The organism is Streptomyces mangrovisoli (genome assembly GCF_000974985.2).
GTDB classification, from domain to species: Bacteria; Actinomycetota; Actinomycetes; order Streptomycetales; family Streptomycetaceae; genus Streptomyces; species Streptomyces mangrovisoli.
In genome coordinates this window covers 95,036-112,924 of record NZ_LAVA02000004.1, presented here as the reverse complement: position 1 = coordinate 112,924, position 17,889 = coordinate 95,036, and the positions used below count along the sequence as shown (strand labels likewise).

Genomic DNA, 17,889 nt, shown 5'->3' with positions numbered 1-17,889 from the left:
CCGGAAGACACGCTTCCGGGCTTTCCCGTTCCGGCTTGCGGATCCGCTACCGCAGAGAGTACGAGGCTATGCCCGACCAGGGAAGAAGATCTTCACCTCGCGCTCGGCGGATTCTTCGGAGTCCGACGCGTGGATCAGGTTCTCGCGGACGATCACGCCGTAGTCGCCGCGGATCGAGCCGGGCGCGGCGGCGATCGGGTCGGTCGGGCCGGCCAGGGCGCGCACGCCCTCGATGACCCGCTCGCCCTCGACGATCAGGGCCACGACCGGGCCGGAGGCCATGAACTCCACCAGCGGCTCGTAGAAGGGCTTGCCCTTGTGCTCGCCGTAGTGCTGCTCCAGCGTCTCCTGGTCCAGGGTGCGCAGTTCCAGCGCGGTGATCTGCCAGCCGGCCTTGCGCTCGATGCGGCTGATGATCTCGCCGGTCAGGCCACGCCGGACGGCGTCGGGCTTGAGCAGGACGAGGGTGCGCTGGGTCACGAGAGGACTCCTCACTCGCTGGGGGTGTGCGGTGGGACGAGGTTACAGGGCGTGTCCGGTGCCCGTTCACCCAGCGTCAGTACGTTCGGGTGCGGCGCCGCCGACGCGTCCGCGCCGTCACTCAGCGTTCGCGTGTGCGCCGCCCGTCGTTCCGTCAGGCCGGGTCCGCGGCCGCGGCCTCCGCCTGGGCCGCGAATCTCGCCTTCGCCTCGTCGATCTTGCGGCCGTAGTGCACCGACGCCCACCACAGCGCCGCGAAGAGCGCGCCCATGAAGAACATCGTCGGCACGAACACGCCGGAGGCGATCAGCGCGAGCTGGAGGACCCAGCCGGCGGCCACTCCCCCGGGCCGGGTGACCATCCCGCACAGCGCCACGCACAGGAACATCGCGATCCCGCTGACGGTCCACACGGTGGTCATGGACAGATCGGGGTCCTTCATCGCCACCAGACCGGCGAAGCCGACGAGGAAGAACTCGCCGATCAGGGTCGAGGAGCACAGCGTACGCACGGCGGTTCAGCCCTTCCCGAGCAGCAGGCGGGCCTCGCCCACCGTGATGACGGAGCCGGTGACGAGCACCCCGGCCCCCGCGAACTCGCCCTCCTCCTCGGCGAGCGTGATCGCCGCCTCCAGGGCGTCCGGCAGCCGCGGCTCCACCTGGACCCGCTCCTCGCCGAACACCTCGACGGCGATCGCGGCGAGCTCGTCGGTGTCCATCGCGCGGTGGCTGGAGTTCTGCGTGACGACGACCTCCGCGAAGATCGGCTCGAACGCCTCCAGCAGCCCGCGCACGTTCTTGTCGCCGCTCGCGCCGACCACGCCGATCAGCCGGCTGAAGTCGAACGCCTCCCCGATCGCGTCGGCCGTCACCTGCGCGCCGGCCGGGTTGTGGGCCGCGTCCAGGACGATCGTCGGCGAGCGCCGTACGACCTCCAGGCGGCCCGGCGAGGACACGGTGGCGAACGCCTTGCGGACCGTGTCGAAGTCCAGCGGCTCGGGGCGCTGGGCGCCGACGCCGAAGAACGCCTCCACGGCCGCGAGCGCCACGGCGGCGTTGTGCGCCTGGTGGGCGCCGTGCAGCGGGAGGTAGACCTCCGGGTACTCGCCGCCGAGGCCGCGCAGGGTGAGCACCTGCCCGCCGACGGCGACCTGCCGGTCCACCACGCCGAACTCCAGGCCCTCGCGGGCCACGGTGGCGTTCACCTCGACGGCCTTCTTCAGCAGCACCTGCGCCGCGTCCACCGGCTGCTGGGCGAGGATCACGGTCGCGTCCTGCTTGACGATGCCGGCCTTCTCGCCGGCGATCTCCGCCGTGGTCTCCCCGAGCCGGTCGGTGTGGTCCAGGGAGATCGGCGTGACGACGGCGACGTCCCCGTCGATGACGTTGGTGGCGTCCCAGCTGCCGCCCATGCCGACCTCGACCACGGCGACGTCGACCGGCGCGTCCGCGAAGGCGGCGTACGCCATGCCGGTGAGCACCTCGAAGAACGACAGGCGGTACTCCTGCTGCGCGTCGACCATCTCGACGTACGGCTTGACGTCCTGGTAGGTCTCGATGAAGCGCTCCGCGGAGACCGGGCTGCCGTCCAGGCTGATCCGCTCGGTGATCGACTGCACGTGCGGGCTGGTGTAGCGGCCGGTGCGCAGTTCGAAGGCGCCGAGCAGGGCCTCGATCATGCGGGCGGTGGACGTCTTGCCGTTGGTGCCGGTGATGTGGATGGACGGGTACGACCGCTGCGGCTCGCCGAGCACGTCCATCAGCGCGGCGATCCGGCTGACGGAGGGCTCCAGCTTGGTCTCGCCCCAGCGTCCGGCGAGCTCCGCCTCGACCTCGCGCAGGGCCTTGTCGACCTCGGGGTCCTCGGGGCGCGCGGGCACGTCGGCGTCCGGCGGTGCGCCCTGGGTGCGCAGGGTGCGGCTGCCGGCCTCGATCACGGCGAGGTCGGGGTCGCGGTCGGTTTCCTCGGCGATGATCTCGTCGAACGGGTCGCTGTCACTCACGGGGCCATTCTAGGGCGGCGGCGGGGTGAGCCTGCGGCCGGCTGTGGGGGGTGGTGCGGGGGCGTCGTGGTTGGTCGCGCCGTTCCCCGCGCGCCTGAGAGGGCGGATGTGCTCGTGCGGCTGCGGGTGCGTCGTGGTTGGTCGCGCCGTTCCCCGCGCCCCTGAGAAACGCCGAAGGCCCCGGTGCTCGTCGTGCGCCGGGGCCTTCGTCAGGTGCGAGCCGTTACGCCTGCGGCAGGCGGTCCAGCTGGGCGGTGATGCGGGCGATGTCCTCGTCCGCCTTGGCCAGGCGGGTGCGGATCTTGTCCACCACGTTGTCCGGGGCCTTGGCGAGGAACGCCTCGTTGCCGAGCTTCGCGTTCGCCTGGGCCTTCTCCTTCTCCGCGGCGGCGAGGTCCTTCGCGAGGCGCTTGCGCTCCGCCGCCACGTCGATGGTGCCGGACAGGTCGAGGGCGACCGTGGCGCCCGCGACCGGCAGGGTCGCCGTCGCCGCGAAGCTGTCGCCCTCCGGCTGGAGGCGCAGCAGCTGGCGGATGGCGGCCTCGTGCGGGGCGAGCGCCGTGCCGTCGAGGGTCAGGCGCGCCGGGACCCGCTGGCCGGGCTGGAGGCCCTGGTCGGCGCGGAAGCGGCGGACCTCGGTGATGACGGACTGGAGGGTCTCGATCTCCTTCTCCGCCGCGATGTCGCGGAAGCCGCTGTCGGCCGGCCAGTCGGCGACGACGACCGACTCGCCGCCGGTCAGCGTCGTCCACAGGGTGTCCGTGACGAACGGGACCACCGGGTGGAGCAGCCGCAGGGTGACGTCGAGGACCTCGCCGAGGACGCGCTGGGAGACCTCGGCGCCCCGGCCGCCCGCCTGGAAGGTGGTCTTGGACAGCTCGACGTACCAGTCGAAGACCTCGTCCCACGCGAAGTGGTAGAGCGCGTCGGAGAGCTTCGCGAACTGGAAGTCGTCGTAGAACGCGTCGACTTCGGCGACCGTCTCGTTCAGCCGGGACAGGATCCAGCGGTCCGTCGCCGACATCTCGGAGGCGTCCGGCAGCGGACCCTGGACCGTCGCGCCGTTCATCAGCGCGAAGCGGGTCGCGTTCCAGATCTTGTTGGCGAAGTTGCGGGACGCCTGGACCCAGTCCTCGCCGATCGGCACGTCGGTGCCCGGGTTGGCGCCGCGGGCCAGGGTGAAGCGGACGGCGTCGGAGCCGTACTTGTCCATCCAGTCCAGCGGGTCGACGACGTTGCCGAAGGACTTCGACATCTTCTTGCCACGCTCGTCACGGACCAGGCCGGTCAGCGCGATGGTGCGGAAGGGGACCTCGCCGTCCATGGCGTAGAGGCCGAACATCATCATCCGGGCGACCCAGAAGAAGATGATGTCGTGGCCGGTGAGCAGGACGTCCGTCGGATAGAACTTCTTGAGGTCGGCGGTCTGTTCGGGCCAGCCCAGGGTGGAGAAGGGCCACAGGCCGGAGGAGAACCAGGTGTCGAGGACGTCGGTGTCCTGCGTCCAGCCCTCGCCGCTCGGCGGCTGCTCGTCGGGGCCGACGCAGACGACCTCGCCCTCGGGGCCGTACCAGACCGGGATGCGGTGACCCCACCACAGCTGGCGCGAGATGCACCAGTCGTGCATGTTGTCGACCCAGTCGAAGTACCGCTTCGACATGTCCTCGGGGTGGATCTTGACCCGGCCGTCGCGGACCGCGTCGCCGGCCGCCTGGGCGAGCGGGCCGACCTTGACCCACCACTGCATCGACAGGCGCGGCTCGATGGTGGTCTTGCAGCGCGAGCAGTGGCCGACGCTGTGGGCGTAGGGCCGCTTCTCGGCGACGATCCGGCCCTGGGAGCGCAGGGCCGCGACGATGGCGGAGCGCGCCTCGAAGCGGTCCAGGCCCTGGAAGGGGCCGTGCGTGGTGATGACGGCCCGCTCGTCCATGACCGTGATCGACTCCAGGCCGTGGCGCTGGCCGATCGCGAAGTCGTTGGGGTCGTGGGCGGGGGTGACCTTGACGGCACCCGTGCCGAACTCCGGGTCGACGTGCGTGTCCGCGACGACCGGGATGGAACGGTCGGTCAGCGGCAGCTTGATGAGCTTGCCGATGAGGTGGCGGTAGCGCTCGTCGTCGGGGTGGACGGCGACGGCCGTGTCGCCGAGCATCGTCTCCGCGCGCGTGGTCGCGACGACCAGGGTCTCGTCACCCTCGCCGTACTTGATGGAGACCAGCTCGCCGTCGTCCTCCTGGTACTCCACCTCGATGTCCGAGATGGCCGTCAGACAGCGGGGGCACCAGTTGATGATGCGCTCGGCGCGGTAGATCAGCTCGTCGTCGTAGAGCCTCTTGAAGATGGTCTGGACGGCCTTGGACAGGCCCTCGTCCATGGTGAAGCGCTCGCGGTCCCAGTCGACGCCGTCGCCGAGCCGGCGCATCTGGCCGAGGATCTTGCCGCCGTACTCCTCCTTCCACCGCCAGACCCGCTCGACGAACTCCTCGCGGCCCAGGTCGTGGCGGGACTTGCCCTCCTCGGCGAGCTGCTGCTCGACCTTGTTCTGGGTGGCGATGCCGGCGTGGTCCATGCCGGGCAGCCACAGCGACTCGTAGCCCTGCATGCGCTTGCGGCGGGTGAGGGCGTCCATGAGCGTGTGCTGGAAGGCGTGGCCCAGGTGGAGCGAACCGGTGACGTTCGGCGGGGGGATGACGATGGTGTACGCGGGCTTGTCGCTCTTGGCGTCCGCCGCGAAGTAACCACGCTCTACCCAGCGCTCGTACAGCGGCCCCTCTACATCGGCCGGCGCGTACTGGGTCGGCAGTTCGGTGTCGGGCGCTGATGGCTGCTGATGAGCGTTCTCGGTCACGGGGTCAGTTTAGAGGTGTCACCGGCCCGTCCCGAAACGCGTTTGTTGTGTAACGGTGCGCCCCCCGCTGCCATGAGCTCCCTGTGCCTGCGTCAGGATGTCAGGAACACATAAGCATCTGGAGGGGAACCCAGACCATGAGCTACAACCAGCCGGGCCCGTACGGCGGGCAGCCCCAGCAGCCGGGACCCTACGGCCAGCCCGGTCCGTACGGTCAGCCGCCGCAGGCGCCCCAGCCCGGCTACGGCTACCCCCAGACGCCTCCGGCCCCGCCGCAGCAGCCCGGCTACGGCTACCCGCAGGGCGCGCCCCAGCAGCCCGGCCCCTACGGCCAGCAGCCGCCGACGCCGCCGTACGGCCAGCCCGGTCCGTACGGCCAGCAGCCCTACGGCGTCCCGCAGCCGCCCGTGCCGGGCGGCGGCAAGAAGCGCACGGGCCTGATCATCGGCGCGGTGGCGGTCGTGGCCGCGGTCGCGGTCGGCGTGTACTTCGTCGTCGGCACCGGCAGCTCCAGCGGCGGGGGCGTCGCGGACGACGGGGCGCACAAGCTGACGACGCCGGCGACGGTGATCGACGGGACGTACAAGAAGTCCGACAGCGCCTCCGACTCCGAGGGCATGTCCGAGCAGGACCTCAAGGACACCGAGTCCTGGGGTGTGAAGGACCCGAAGGACGTCAGCGCGGGCTACACCTCGGGCACCGGTCTCACGCAGAAGAGCCTCGGCTTCTCGGGCGTGTACGGCACGATCGCCGACCCGGAGAAGGTCGTCGACGCGATGTTCGCGCAGATGAAGAAGGAGTCGCAGAAGGACACCAGTTCGGGTGCGGCGCTGGTCGGCAGCCCGCAGAAGGTGAACCCGGCCGGCTTCTCCGGCGGTGTCATGAAGTGCCAGTACATCCAGAGCACCGAGTCCGGCCAGAAGTCGAAGATGCCGTTCTGCATCTGGGGCGACCACAGCACCCTGGCGTACGTCCTGTCGTACGACCTCGCGGGTCTGGCGGCGGGCAAGACCACGTCGATCGACGACGCGGCGACGCTGACCGCGAAGCTCCGCAACGACGTGCGCGTGAAGGCCTGACCCCGGAACGCGGAAGTGCCCGGCGCCATCCTCGGCGTCGGGCACTTCTCTGCGTGCGGGTGGGAGCTGCGCGGGCCGCTGCCGAGGGCTACGCGGTCTTCTGCTCGCCCGGACCGCGGCCGCGGGCGTCGCGCGGGATCAGCGTGGGGTTCACGTTCGAGCGGACGACGTCCGCGGTGATGACGACGCGGGCCACGTCCTTGCGGGACGGGACCTCGTACATCACCGACATCAGGACCTCCTCCATGATGGCGCGCAGACCGCGCGCGCCGGTCTGCCGGAGGATGGCCTGGTCCGCGATCGCCTCCAGCGCCTCGCGCTCGAAGTCCAGCTCCACACCGTCGAGTTCGAACAGCCGCTGGTACTGCTTGACCAGCGCGTTGCGGGGCTCGACGAGGATCTGGAGCAGGGCCTCGCGGTCGAGGTTGTGGACGCTCGTGATGACGGGCAGCCGGCCGATGAACTCGGGGATCATGCCGAACTTGACCAGGTCCTCGGGCATGACGTCCTCGAACTGGTCCTTCGCCTCGAGTTCGCGCTTGGAGCGGATCGTCGCGCCGAAGCCGATGCCCTTGGCGCCGGCCCGCGACTCGATGATCTTCTCCAGGCCGGAGAACGCGCCGCCCACGATGAACAGGACGTTCGTCGTGTCGATCTGGATGAACTCCTGGTGCGGGTGCTTGCGGCCGCCCTGCGGCGGCACCGAGGCGGTGGTGCCCTCGAGGATCTTCAGCAGGGCCTGTTGCACGCCCTCGCCGCTCACATCGCGGGTGATCGACGGGTTTTCACTCTTCCGCGCGACCTTGTCGATCTCGTCGATGTAGATGATCCCGGTCTCGGCCTTCTTGACGTCGTAGTCGGCCGCCTGGATCAGCTTCAGCAGGATGTTCTCGACGTCCTCGCCGACGTAGCCCGCCTCGGTGAGCGCGGTGGCGTCCGCGATCGCGAAGGGCACGTTCAGCATGCGTGCCAGGGTCTGCGCGAGCAGCGTCTTGCCCGAGCCCGTCGGGCCGAGCAGCAGGATGTTGGACTTGGCCAACTCGATGGCGTCCTCGCGGCTTTGACCGCCGCCGTTCTCGCCGGCCTGGACCCGCTTGTAGTGGTTGTACACCGCGACGGAGAGGGCCTTCTTCGCCGCCTCCTGGCCGACCACGTAGCCTTCGAGGAACTCGTAGATCTCGCGGGGCTTGGGGAGTTCCTCCCAGCGCACCTCGCTCGTCTCCGCGAGTTCTTCCTCGATGATCTCGTTGCAGAGGTCGATGCACTCGTCGCAGATGTACACACCGGGCCCTGCGATGAGCTTCTTGACCTGCTTCTGGCTCTTGCCGCAGAACGAGCACTTGAGCAGATCGCCGCCGTCACCGATGCGTGCCACGGTGTGCTTCCCCTTCGCCTGGGAGACGACTGGACGAGATGAGTCCAGCGGCTCCTGGTGCTGCCTTATGTCCGACGGTACCTTGCCGGGACCCCCGTTCGGGCCCCCCTTGGCACGGTTCACTTTGTCGTGCACCGCTCCAAGGGGCGGCAGACGTCCTTCGCGCCCGGGTCAGCGGACGGCGGCGTTGTTCATCTTGCGCGTGGAGATGATCTGGTCCACCAGGCCGTAGGCCAGCGCGTCCTCGGCCGTGAGGATCTTGTCGCGCTCGATGTCCTCGCGGATCTTCTCGATCGGCGTGGTGGAGTGCTTGGCCAGCATCTCCTCCAGCTGCGAACGCATCCGCAGGATCTCGTTGGCGGCGATCTCCAGGTCGGAGACCTGACCGCGGCCGGTCTCGCTGTAGGGCTGGTGGATCAGCACCCGCGCGTTGGGCAGCGCCATGCGCTTGCCCGGCGTGCCGGCGGCCAGCAGGATCGCGGCGGCGGAGGCCGCCTGGCCCATGCAGACCGTCTGGATGTCGGGCTTGACGAACTGCATCGTGTCGTAGATGGCGGTCAGCGCGGTGAAGGAGCCACCGGGGCTGTTGATGTAGACCGAGATGTCCCGGTCGGGGTCCATCGACTCCAGGCACAGCAGCTGCGCCATGACGTCGTTGGCGGAGGCGTCGTCGATCTGGACGCCGAGGAAGATCACGCGCTCCTCGAAGAGCTTCGCGTACGGGTCGTACTCGCGGATGCCCTGGGAGGTGCGCTCCACGAAGCGCGGGATGACGTAGCGGGACTCGGCGCGGGGGCCGGTGTACTCGGCCTCCGTGCGGGCGTAGAGGCCGCTGCCGGGGAAGTCGTTCACGGTGTCTCCTGGAAAAGAGGCTCGGGGCGGTGGCTGGGGGCGGGCTGGGGCGCTACGGCCTCGACGGCGCCCGGCGCGGGCCTCGCCGGGCCCGGGAGCAGCCGGGCGCGCGAGGAGGCCGCAGCGGGTGCCGGCCGGGCCGTACGAGCGCGTACGGGGCCGGCAGGGCCCTTACGAGCCCGCTCCGGTGCCGCCGCCGCCCGGCATGCCCGCGGCCGTGGCGATGACGTCGTCGATGAGGCCGTAGTCCTTGGCCTCGAAGGCGTCGAACCAGCGGTCACGGTCCGAGTCGCGGGTGACCTGCTCGACCGTCTGGCCGGTGTGCTGCGACGTGAGCTCGGCCATGCGCTTCTTGGTGTGCAGCAGCCGCTCGGCGTGGATCTTGATGTCCGAGGCCGAACCGGCCAGGCCGGCCGAGGGCTGGTGGATCAGGATCTCGGCGTTCGGCAGCGCGAAGCGCTTGCCGGGCGTGCCCGCGCTGAGCAGGAACTGGCCCATGGAGGCGGCGAGGCCCATGGCGATGGTCACCACGTCGTTCTTGATGTACTGCATGGTGTCGTAGATCGCCATGCCGGCCGTGATCGAGCCGCCGGGGCTGTTGATGTAGAGGTAGATGTCCTTGTCCGGGTCGGCGGCAAGGAGCAGCAGCTGTGCGGTGATCTTGTTCGCGATGTCGTCGTCCACCGGCTGACCGAGGAAGATGATCCGCTCGTTGAGCAGCCGGTTGTAGACATGGTCGCCGAGGCCACCGCCGATGGAAGGTTCGCCGGCGGCGGAGGGCATCAGATTCGTCACGTATCCACCTGCTCGTCTTGCGACGGCGCCGGGCCGTCTCACGTGTTCCCGTCCGGGGGCTTCGGGGGACTCCTCTGCCCTCGTATTCATGGACCCTAACGCGCTGCTCCCTTCGGGGAATCCCGCGGACCGGGGTGTTCGCCGGGGGCGTAGCGCGGTGGCCCCTCCGGGGGGTCGGCGTGGAGGGCGGCGTGGGGGCGCCATGGAGCGGGCGGTGGCGCAGGCGCTCGTAAGGGGCGCGGGGAACGGCGCGAGCGCCCACGGCGGACCCGCGGGGGCATGACGCTCGGTGCCCCGGGCGCGGGCCGGTGGGGCTTGCTCGCGCAGTTCCCCGCGCCCCTGACGGGGCGCCCGTCGGACGGCCGAGAAGCGCCTGACGGGGCGCGCCCGGGAGACGGCCGAGAGGCCCCTGGCGGGCCCCTGCCCCCGGGACGGCCGAGAGGCCCCCTGACGGGCCCCCGCCCCCGGGACGGCCGAGAGGCCCCGGAGCGGGTGCTCCGGGGCCTCTCGGGGGTGGTGCGGGTGCCTGGCCGGGGCGTGGGGCCGATGTCTCGGTCCCAGGCGTCCGGCCGGGTGCCGGGGGCTCAGCCCTCGGCAGACTCCTCGGAGGCGGCGTCGCCGGCGCCCTCGACGGCCTCGACCGTCTCGGCGGCGGCCTCGGCCTCGTCCTCGTCGTCCAGGTCGACGACCTCGCCGTTGGTGTCCTTCACCGTGGCGGCCTCGACCACGACGGCCAGGGCCTTGCCGCGGGCGACCTCGCCGACGAGCAGCGGGACCTGGTTGTTCTGGACGACCGCCTGGGCGAACTGGTCGGGGGACATGCCGGAGGAGGCGGCGCGGCGCATGAGGTGCTCGGTGAGCTCCTCCTGGCTGACGTTGAGCTTCTCCTGCTTGACCAGCTCGTCGAGGACGAACTGGGTCTTGATGCCCTTGACCGCGGCCTCGTGGGTCTCGGTCTCGAACTCCTCGACCGTCTTGCCCTGGATCTCCAGGTACTTCTCGAGGGTCAGACCCATCTGCCCGAGCTGGTGGTGCTCGAGGTTGTGCTTACGGGTGTTGACCTCGTCCTCGAGGAGCTTCTCGGGGACCGGGACCTCGACCAGCTCGAGGAGCTTGTCCAGGACGCGCTCCTGGGCCTGCGTGGCCTGGTCGAACTGCTTCATGTTCGCGAGGCGCTTGCGGCTGTCGGCCTTGAGCTCGTCCAGGGTGTCGAACTCGGAGGCGAGCTGCGCGAACTCGTCGTCCAGCTCAGGCAGTTCGCGCGCGGCGACCTGGGTGACCTTGACCGTGACCTCGGCCTCCTGGCCGGCCGCGGAGCCGCCCTTGAGCTCGGAGGCGAAGGTGGCCTCGCCACCGGCCTCCAGGCCCTTCACGGCGTCGTCGATGCCGTCGAGGAGCTCGCCGGAGCCGATCGTGTAGGACACGCCGGAGGCGATGCCGTCCTCCAGGACCTCTCCGCCGACCTTGGCCTCCAGGTCGATCGTCACGACGTCGCCGTCCTCGGCAGCGCGCTCGACCGGGCTGGTCGAGGCGAAGCGCTCGCGGAGCTGCTCGACGGACTTGTCGATGTCCTCGTCGGTGACCTCGACGGCGTCCACCTCGACCTCGATGCCGGAGTAGTCCGGGATCTCGATGGCGGGGCGGATGTCGACCTCGGCGGTGAAGTTCAGCGTCTCGCCGTCCTTCAGCTCGGTGATGTCGACCTCGGGCTGGCCCAGGACGTTCAGCTCGGCCTCGTTGACGGCCTCGGTGTAGAACTTCGGAAGCGCGTCGTTGACCGCCTCCTCCAGGACGGCGCCACGGCCGAACCGCTGGTCGATGACGCGGGCCGGGATCTTGCCCTTGCGGAAGCCCTTCACCGTGACCTGCTGGTTGATCTTCTTGTACGCCGCGTCGAGGCTGTCCTTGAGCTCCTCGAAGGGCACCTCGACAGTGAGCCGAACCCGGGTCGGGTTCAGGGTCTCCACGGCGCTCTTCACGGTTCGGTCTCCTTGTGGCTGACTGCTTTGGGTTCTGCTGGAGCCAGAGGGGTCCGGCAGGATCGCCGCCCGGAGAATTCGTAGGCCGAGTAGGCCGAGAGGACGCGGGCGCGCAGCTTGCATAGTAACCGCAGCCGGTGGGCGCCCCAAAAGGGATCATCGAGGGGGTGACCTCGGTGGGTGGTCGGGGTGGCGGGATTTGAACCCACGGCCTTCCGCTCCCAAAGCGGACGCGCTACCAAGCTGCGCCACACCCCGTCTGGTGCGAGACGTAGGGTACATGCCCGCAGGCTGCGGGGCCGCCGTATTTCACGGGCGGCCGCACGGGTGTGTGCGTGTCTTCCCACGGCGGTCGCACGGAGGTGGGCGCACGGGTTCCACCGGCGGCCGCGCGGGGCGTGCGCGTCGCACGTCCGAGGCGCGTGGGCCCGTCCGTGTCCGCGTTCGGTGCGCGGCCCGGATCAAAGGGTGTGCGCGCGGGGCGTACGACCCGCTACGATGCGGTGTGTGCCGTGGTCGCGGACCTGCGGCGCGCACGTGCGGGCGTAGCTCAATGGTAGAGCCCTAGTCTTCCAAACTAGCTACGCGGGTTCGATTCCCGTCGCCCGCTCTGAACGGCCGAGGGCCGGTTCGGGACGGTGTCTGGTTCTTCCAGTACGCCTCCCGGGCCGGCCCTCGTCGTCGTTCGGGGCGTGGTGGAGTCCGGATCCGTCCGGTTCCGTCGATTCCGTCAGAAGCTGATCTGGTTGATCGTCTCCGCTATCGAGTTCAGGAACCGGTTGATCGACGGGGCCATGCCCGTCGAGGCGAGGAAGAAGCCGAAGAGGACCGCGACGATCGCGGGGCCCGCCTTGATGCTCCCTCCCCGGATCAACACCACCAGGATGATCGCCAACAGCAGCACCACGGACAGTGAAATGGCCACAACTGATCACACCCTCGTCGGTCCGCTCTCCCGGTCCGGAGGTGCAAGCCCCGCACACCCCCGCCAGAAACCATCGTGCCACCAACCCGGCCGCCGTATGCGGCCGGTGACGCATCGTCTGGTCGGCGGCCGCGCCAGGGAGCCGTACGGCCGGGTGTCGCACGGCAATTCGAGGGCCGTGCGCACGGCGCCGGCGGCGGAATTGGGCGGACCTGCATTCGCTGTCCACACATCTTCGTCGCAGGGAATTCCAGCGATCGACACAGCGGATCCATATGCCCCAATTAGTCAGGATGAATAGGGACATCAGGGGCGAACGGTGGGCCCGGACGTGCCGACCGTCACATGGACAAGGGTGGCAAGTTCCCTGAATAGGTGGGTAGTCGCGGCACAAAGCAGAATTGCCGCCGGGAGTTTTACGGAATCCCACAGACGACGCTAGGGTGCCTCAAATGTTCCACTCCGACTCGTCCTCCGGTCACCAGCGCACGCCACTCCCGCCGGCCCAGCGGCCGGCGGCCGGAGTGCCGAGTCCGCGCCACTCGCCGGAGAGACCCGCGCCGGAGAACAGGCCCACAAAGGGTGAATCGGGCAAAAAGCGCGACGCGTTCTTCGACAACGCGAAGTATCTGGCGATCGTGCTGGTCGCGATGGGGCACTCCTGGGAGCCGGTCAAGGCCCACAACCAGTTCCTCAAGGCGCTGTACGACGTCGTCTACACCCTGCACATGCCGGCGTTCATCATCATCTCCGGCTTCTTCTCGCGCAGTTTCGACGCCCGTCCGGACCGGCTCAGGCGACTGGTCACCGGGGTCGTCGTGCCGTACGTCCTCTTCGAGACGGCGTACTCGCTCTTCAAGCGGTACGTGGGCCACACCCCCGACCAGCCCATCAGTCTGCTCGACCCCTGGTACCTGACCTGGTTCCTGTGCGCGCTGTTCGTGTGGCGGCTGACCACGCCGATCTGGCGTCAGTTGCGCCATCCGCTGGCGGTCGCGCTCGTCGTCGCGATGGCCGCCTCGGTGAGTCCGGACATCGGCAACGACCTCGACATGCAGCGGGTGCTCCAGTTCCTGCCGTACTTCGTGCTGGGTCTGACGCTGCGGCCGGAGCACTTCCGGCTGGTACGGCGGTGGAGCGTGCGGATCGCGGCGGTGCCGGTGTTCGCGGTGGCGCTCGCCGTCGCCTACTGGGCCGCTCCGCAGATGAACACGGCGTGGTTCTACCACCGTGACGCCGCGCAGGAGCTGGCGGCGCCCTGGTGGGTCGGGCCGCTCATGGTGCTCGCGCTGTTCGCCTGTTCGCTGGTGCTGACGGCCTGCTTCTACTCCTGGGTGCCGGGGCGGCGGATGTGGTTCACCTCGCTCGGGGCGGGCACGCTGTACGGCTATCTGCTGCACGGGTTCCTGCTCAAGGGGGCCGATCTGCGGGGCTGGTTCGAGCAGCCGTGGCTGCATCGGCCGCTGGGCGTGGTGCTGGTGACGCTGTTCGCCGTGACGGCGGTCACGCTGCTGTGCACTCCGCCGGTGCAGCGGGTGTTCCGGTTCGCCATGGAGCCGCGGATGGAGTGGGCGTTCCGGCGTGACGCGGGGGACGCCGCGCGGCGGCGGGAAGGGACGAGCGGGAGCGCGGGCGGCGCGGCTCGGGGGGCCTCCCGGGAGCGCGTCAGCGCGTAGCCGGCTGCGCCGGGCTCGCGGGTGTGGGGGTGCGGGTCCACCGGGGCCTTTTCGCGCAGTTCCCCGCGCCCCTTCAGGGGTGGCCTCCCTTGGTGGCTGTCTGCGGGTGCGTGGGGGCTTGTCGCGCAGTTCCCCGCGCCCCCTGAAACGGGGTCAGCGGGGTGGGGGTGGGGTCGTGGAGTCTCGGCAGATCAGGAGGAGGGCCCGGTCGTCGTTGACGTCCTTGGCCACCGCCTCGATCAGGTGCCACGCCGCCCCGTGGAAGCCGCCGACGACATACCGGTCCGCCTCGCCCGTCAGCCGGTCGATGCCCTCGACGATGTCCCGGTCGGCGGTCTCCACCAGGCCGTCCGTGAACAGCATCAGCACGTCACCGGGGCGCAGCGACCCCTTCACCGGGTCGAACTGCGCACCGTCGTACACCCCGAGCAGCGGCCCCTCGGCGGCCTTCTCCTCCCAGCGGCCGCTGCCCGCGCTGAGCTGGAGGCCCGGCGGGTGCCCCGCGGAGAACAGCTCGTAGTCGCCGGAGTCGAGGTCCAGGACGAGATGGATCGAGGTCGCGAAGCCCTCGTCCCAGTCCTGGCGGAGCAGATAGCCGTTGGCGGCCGGCAGGAACGCGTGCGGCGGCAGCGAGCCGAGCAGACCGCCGAACGCGCCGGACAGCAGCAGCGCCCGTGACGCGGCGTCCATGCCCTTGCCGGACACGTCGGTGAGGACGACCTCCAGGGTGCGGCCGCCGTTCGTACGGGCCGCGACGACGAAGTCGCCGGAGAAGGACTGACCGCCCGCGGGCCGCAGCGCCATCTCCCGGTGCCAGCCGTCGGGCAGCTTGGGCAGCTTGCTCTGCACCCGGATGCGCTCGCGCAGGTCGAACAGCATGGTGCCGCCGCGCCGCCAGGGCACGCCGACCCGGCTGCGGAACTGGGCCGTCAGCAGCCCGAAGAAGCCGCAGGCCGCGACGACCAGCACGACGCCGGGGGTGACCCGCGAGGGCCCTTCGGTGTACGGCCCGAGGCGCACCGACTCCACGATGAGGGCGGTGGCCGCGGCGGCGTACAGGCCGAGCAGGCTGGCCGGGCGCAGCAGCAGGCCGCCCGCGACGATCGGCAGCACCAGCGCGGCCGGGGAGAACCACACCGAGTCGGCGAGGGTCATCGCGGCGAGCACGGGCACGGTGAGCAGCAGTCCGACGAGGGCGATCCAGTCGGAGCCGTCCCCGCGGAAGTAGTCCACGGCGCTTCTGCGCACGCCGACGCGGGCCCGGTGCCACTGCATCCTCAACCGGGCCGTGAACGTCTCGGCCTTCGCGCGCCGCTCTCGTCCTGCTGCCATTAGTTCGGGACCCTATCCATCGGACCATGCCCTTGGCACGGGAGGTCCCACTTGTCCCCCCTCCGAGGCCGACTTCACAGTGAACTCCTCGGTGGACCGGGCGGGGAACCGTCGCGCGGGGGCCGAATGAAGGGCCGGGGCGAAATTCGTTGGCTCGTCCCGCAATGCACTGGTACGCATGATTCATGACGACTGAAGGCGCGAGGGGCCCTGCCGACCTGCGGGTGCTGCACGAGGACGAATGGGATGTTTGGTACGACAACCTGATCCGCGCCTTCGGCGGGGTCCCGGAGCCGCCCGAGGAACGGGAGCTGTACCGGGAGCTCACCCCCGTGGAGCGGTCGATCGGCGCGTGGGACGGCGACGTGTGCGTGGGCACGGCGGGGGCGTTCGGCTTCCGGATGACCGTGCCGGGGGGCGCGCGGGTGCCGGCGGCCGGCGTGACGATGGTCAGCGTCGCGGCCACGCACCGGCGGCGCGGGCTGCTGACGTCGATGATGCGGCGGCAGCTGGACGACGTCCGCGCGTGGGGCGAGCCGCTGGCCGTGCTCACGGCGTCCGAGCCCGCGATCTACGGCCGCTTCGGGTACGCCTGCGCGACGTATCAGCTCTCCGCGGAGATCGACACCGGCCGGGTGCGGCTCGTGCTGCCGCCGGGGGCGGAGGACGTGACGCTGCGGTACGCCGCCGTCGCGGACGTGCTCGACGCGTGCGAGGCGGTGTACGCGCGGCTGGTGCCGCGGCGCGCGGGGATGCTGGAGCGGCTGCCCGGCTGGGAGCGGCTGGCGCTGCTGGACCCGGAGAGCGGGCGGGACGGCGCGTCGCCGCGGCAGTGCGTGATCGCCGAGCGGGACGGCGAGATCACCGGGTACGCCCTCTTCCGGGTGAAGCCCGAGTGGGAGGTCAGCGGGCACAACGGCGAGGTGCAGCTGAAGGAGCTGGCCGCGCTGGACCCGGCGACGGACGCGGCGCTGTGGCGCTTCCTGTTCGACATCGACCTGACGACCCGGCTGAGCGCGCGGTCGCGGCCGGTCGACGAGGCGTGGCGGTACCAGGTCTCGGACATCCGCCGCTGCCGGCCGCGCCTGCGGGACGGGCTGTACGTCCGTCTCGTCGACGTCGGCGCGGCGCTGGAGGCGCGCACCTATCAGACGGCGGTGGACGTGGTGTTGGAGGTCGAGGACGCCTTCTGCCCCTGGAACGAGGGGCGTTGGCGGCTCACCGGGGACGCGAAGGGCGCGTCGTGCGTCCGCACCGCGGACCGCGCCGATCTCGCGCTGTCCGTACGGGAGTTGGCGGCCGTCTATCTGGGCGGGGTGTCGCTGGGCTCGCTGGCGGCGGCCGGGCGGGTGCGCGAGCTGCGGGACGGGGCGGTGGCGGAGGCGGCGGTGGCGTTCGGCACGGCGGTGGCGCCGTGGCTGCCGCACGGGTTCTGAGCGGGTTCCCCGGCGGGCCGGAGCGTCAGATCGCCGGGGAGTTCTGCTGGCATCCGGGGCACCAGAAGAGGTTGCGGGCGGCGAGGGTGGCGGTACGGATCTCGCCGCCGCAGATGTGGCAGGGCCGGGCCGCCCGGCGGTAGACGTACACCTCGCCGCCGTGGTCGTCCACGCGGGGCGGGCGGCCCATGGCCTCGGGGGTGTGTTCGGGCCGTACGGTGTCGATCCGGTTGTTCCGTACGCCCTCGCGCATCAGCTCCACGAGGTCGGTCCAGAGCGCGTCCCACTCGGCGGGGGTGATGTCCCTGCCCGCGCGGTAGGGGTCGATGCGGTGCCGGAAGAGGACCTCGGCGCGGTAGACGTTGCCGACGCCCGCGATGACCTTCTGGTCCATCAGGAGGGCGGCGACGGTCGTACGGCTGCGGCGGACGCGGGCGTACGCGGCGGCCGGGTCGGCGTCCTCCCGCAGCGGGTCGGGGCCGAGTCGGTCGTGTATCGCCTGCTTCTCGCCGGGGGTGATCAGGGCGCAGGTCGTCGGGCCGCGCAGGTCGACGTAGCCGGTGGGCGCGGCGAGGCGGAGCCGGACGGTGTCGGTGGGCGGCGGCACGGGGGCCGGACCGAAGGCGACCTTGCCGAAGAGGCCGAGGTGGATGTGGACCCAGTCGGTGTCCCGGAAGCCGAGGAAGAGGTGCTTGCCGTGGGCGTCGGCGGCGCGCAGCTCGGTGCGGTCGAGGAGGGCGGCGGCGTCGGCGAACTTGCCCTGGGGGCTGCTGACGCGGACGGGGCCCTCCGGGAAGTGGGCGGCGTAGTCCTTGGCCAGGCGGTGGATGGTGTGGCCCTCTGGCACCGGTCCTCTGTCCTCTCCACGATTGCCTTGCCCACCCACCCACCCGACTCGGCGGTGGACAGGTGAACGCCCAAACCTCGGGGGCTCCGCCCCCGCACCCCGCGCCGAGGGGAGGCGATCCCCCGTCCCCGCTGCCGGGTGCGTCGTGGCTGGTCGCGCAGTTCCCCGCGCCCCTGGGGGTGTGGCCCGGCCGGTCCCGGGGACGCGGCCCCGCCCCGACAGGGGCACGGGTCGGTGGGCCCGCCCACCTCTCGCGACGCGGG

14 protein-coding genes and 2 tRNA genes are annotated in these 17,889 nt (G+C 70.8%); 4 read left to right on the top strand and 12 right to left on the bottom strand.

All coding sequences use genetic code 11. The annotated features are described in order from the left end of the window. Positions 1-66 precede the first annotated feature (66 nt). From ndk to WN71_RS02760, 4 genes are all read right to left on the bottom strand, one after another. A complete protein-coding gene (ndk, locus tag WN71_RS02775) occupies positions 67-480 on the bottom strand; it encodes a nucleoside-diphosphate kinase (protein ID WP_046586767.1) in 414 nt (137 codons plus the stop codon). Positions 481-634: 154 nt separating this feature from the next. After that, the gene (locus WN71_RS02770; protein ID WP_046586769.1) at positions 635-991 is read right to left on the bottom strand and encodes a DUF4233 domain-containing protein; all 357 of its coding nucleotides are present in this window, start codon (positions 989-991) and stop codon (positions 635-637) included. A 6-nt stretch (positions 992-997) separates the two neighbouring features. Continuing rightward, complete coding sequence (gene folC / locus WN71_RS02765; RefSeq protein WP_046586771.1) at positions 998-2,482, bottom strand: bifunctional tetrahydrofolate synthase/dihydrofolate synthase; 1,485 nt, start codon at positions 2,480-2,482, stop codon at positions 998-1,000. 223 nt (positions 2,483-2,705) lie between these two features. Continuing rightward, positions 2,706-5,330 (bottom strand): valine--tRNA ligase, encoded by a 2,625-nt coding sequence (locus WN71_RS02760; RefSeq protein WP_046586773.1) that lies wholly within the window; start codon positions 5,328-5,330, stop codon positions 2,706-2,708. Between the two features lie 137 nt (positions 5,331-5,467). On the opposite strand from WN71_RS02760, the gene WN71_RS02755 reads away from it, so the two are divergent. Beyond that, on the top strand, positions 5,468-6,409 hold the full coding sequence (locus tag WN71_RS02755) for a membrane protein (protein WP_046586775.1): 942 nt from the start codon (positions 5,468-5,470) through the stop codon (positions 6,407-6,409). 88 nt (positions 6,410-6,497) lie between these two features. Here WN71_RS02755 and clpX read toward each other — a convergent pair whose 3' ends face one another. The 5 genes from clpX to WN71_RS02730 all read right to left on the bottom strand — a co-directional run bounded on the left by clpX (position 6,498) and on the right by WN71_RS02730 (position 11,668). Beyond that, positions 6,498-7,784 carry an ATP-dependent Clp protease ATP-binding subunit ClpX gene (clpX, locus tag WN71_RS02750; RefSeq protein WP_046586777.1) on the bottom strand — a complete coding sequence of 429 codons (1,287 nt, stop codon included), beginning with the start codon at positions 7,782-7,784 and terminating at the stop codon, positions 6,498-6,500. A gap of 171 nt (positions 7,785-7,955) precedes the next feature. After that, positions 7,956-8,636, bottom strand: coding sequence for an ATP-dependent Clp protease proteolytic subunit (locus tag WN71_RS02745; protein ID WP_046586779.1), 681 nt, complete (start codon positions 8,634-8,636; stop codon positions 7,956-7,958). 171 nt (positions 8,637-8,807) lie between these two features. Beyond that, the gene (locus tag WN71_RS02740; RefSeq protein ID WP_046586982.1) at positions 8,808-9,419 is read right to left on the bottom strand and encodes an ATP-dependent Clp protease proteolytic subunit; all 612 of its coding nucleotides are present in this window, start codon (positions 9,417-9,419) and stop codon (positions 8,808-8,810) included. Positions 9,420-10,015: 596 nt separating this feature from the next. Continuing rightward, entirely contained in the window at positions 10,016-11,410 is a 1,395-nt protein-coding gene (gene tig / locus WN71_RS02735; protein ID WP_046586782.1) for a trigger factor, read from the bottom strand. A gap of 181 nt (positions 11,411-11,591) precedes the next feature. Further along, positions 11,592-11,668, bottom strand: a tRNA-Pro gene (locus tag WN71_RS02730). 281 nt (positions 11,669-11,949) lie between these two features. On the opposite strand from WN71_RS02730, the gene WN71_RS02725 reads away from it, so the two are divergent. Beyond that, a tRNA-Gly gene (locus tag WN71_RS02725) sits at positions 11,950-12,020 on the top strand. A gap of 120 nt (positions 12,021-12,140) precedes the next feature. On the opposite strand, the gene WN71_RS02720 is transcribed toward WN71_RS02725, so the two are convergent. Further along, positions 12,141-12,335 (bottom strand): hypothetical protein, encoded by a 195-nt coding sequence (locus tag WN71_RS02720; RefSeq protein WP_046586784.1) that lies wholly within the window; start codon positions 12,333-12,335, stop codon positions 12,141-12,143. A gap of 452 nt (positions 12,336-12,787) precedes the next feature. On the opposite strand from WN71_RS02720, the gene WN71_RS02715 reads away from it, so the two are divergent. Further along, entirely contained in the window at positions 12,788-14,011 is a 1,224-nt protein-coding gene (locus tag WN71_RS02715) for an acyltransferase family protein (RefSeq protein ID WP_046586786.1), read from the top strand. Positions 14,012-14,164: 153 nt separating this feature from the next. Here WN71_RS02715 and WN71_RS02710 read toward each other — a convergent pair whose 3' ends face one another. Then, entirely contained in the window at positions 14,165-15,343 is a 1,179-nt protein-coding gene (locus WN71_RS02710) for a PP2C family protein-serine/threonine phosphatase (protein ID WP_046586788.1), read from the bottom strand. Positions 15,344-15,528: 185 nt separating this feature from the next. On the opposite strand from WN71_RS02710, the gene WN71_RS02705 reads away from it, so the two are divergent. Further along, positions 15,529-16,779: a GNAT family N-acetyltransferase gene (locus WN71_RS02705; RefSeq protein ID WP_107469547.1), complete on the top strand. Its 1,251-nt coding sequence runs from the start codon at positions 15,529-15,531 to the stop codon at positions 16,777-16,779. 25 nt (positions 16,780-16,804) lie between these two features. On the opposite strand, the gene WN71_RS02700 is transcribed toward WN71_RS02705, so the two are convergent. Further along, positions 16,805-17,626 (bottom strand): Fpg/Nei family DNA glycosylase, encoded by an 822-nt coding sequence (locus WN71_RS02700; protein ID WP_046586792.1) that lies wholly within the window; start codon positions 17,624-17,626, stop codon positions 16,805-16,807. Positions 17,627-17,889: the final 263 nt, after the last annotated feature.

Excerpts from the sequence above, each read along its gene's own strand:
- WN71_RS02755 (WP_046586775.1), top strand. The coding sequence starts at position 5,468 with ATGAGCTACAACCAGCCGGGCCCGTACGGCGGGCAGCCCCAGCAGCCG.
- WN71_RS02740 (WP_046586982.1), bottom strand. The coding sequence starts at position 9,419 with ATGCCCTCCGCCGCCGGCGAACCTTCCATCGGCGGTGGCCTCGGCGAC.
- WN71_RS02715 (WP_046586786.1), top strand. The coding sequence starts at position 12,788 with ATGTTCCACTCCGACTCGTCCTCCGGTCACCAGCGCACGCCACTCCCG.
- WN71_RS02710 (WP_046586788.1), bottom strand. The coding sequence starts at position 15,343 with ATGGCAGCAGGACGAGAGCGGCGCGCGAAGGCCGAGACGTTCACGGCC.
- WN71_RS02705 (WP_107469547.1), top strand. The coding sequence starts at position 15,529 with ATGACGACTGAAGGCGCGAGGGGCCCTGCCGACCTGCGGGTGCTGCAC.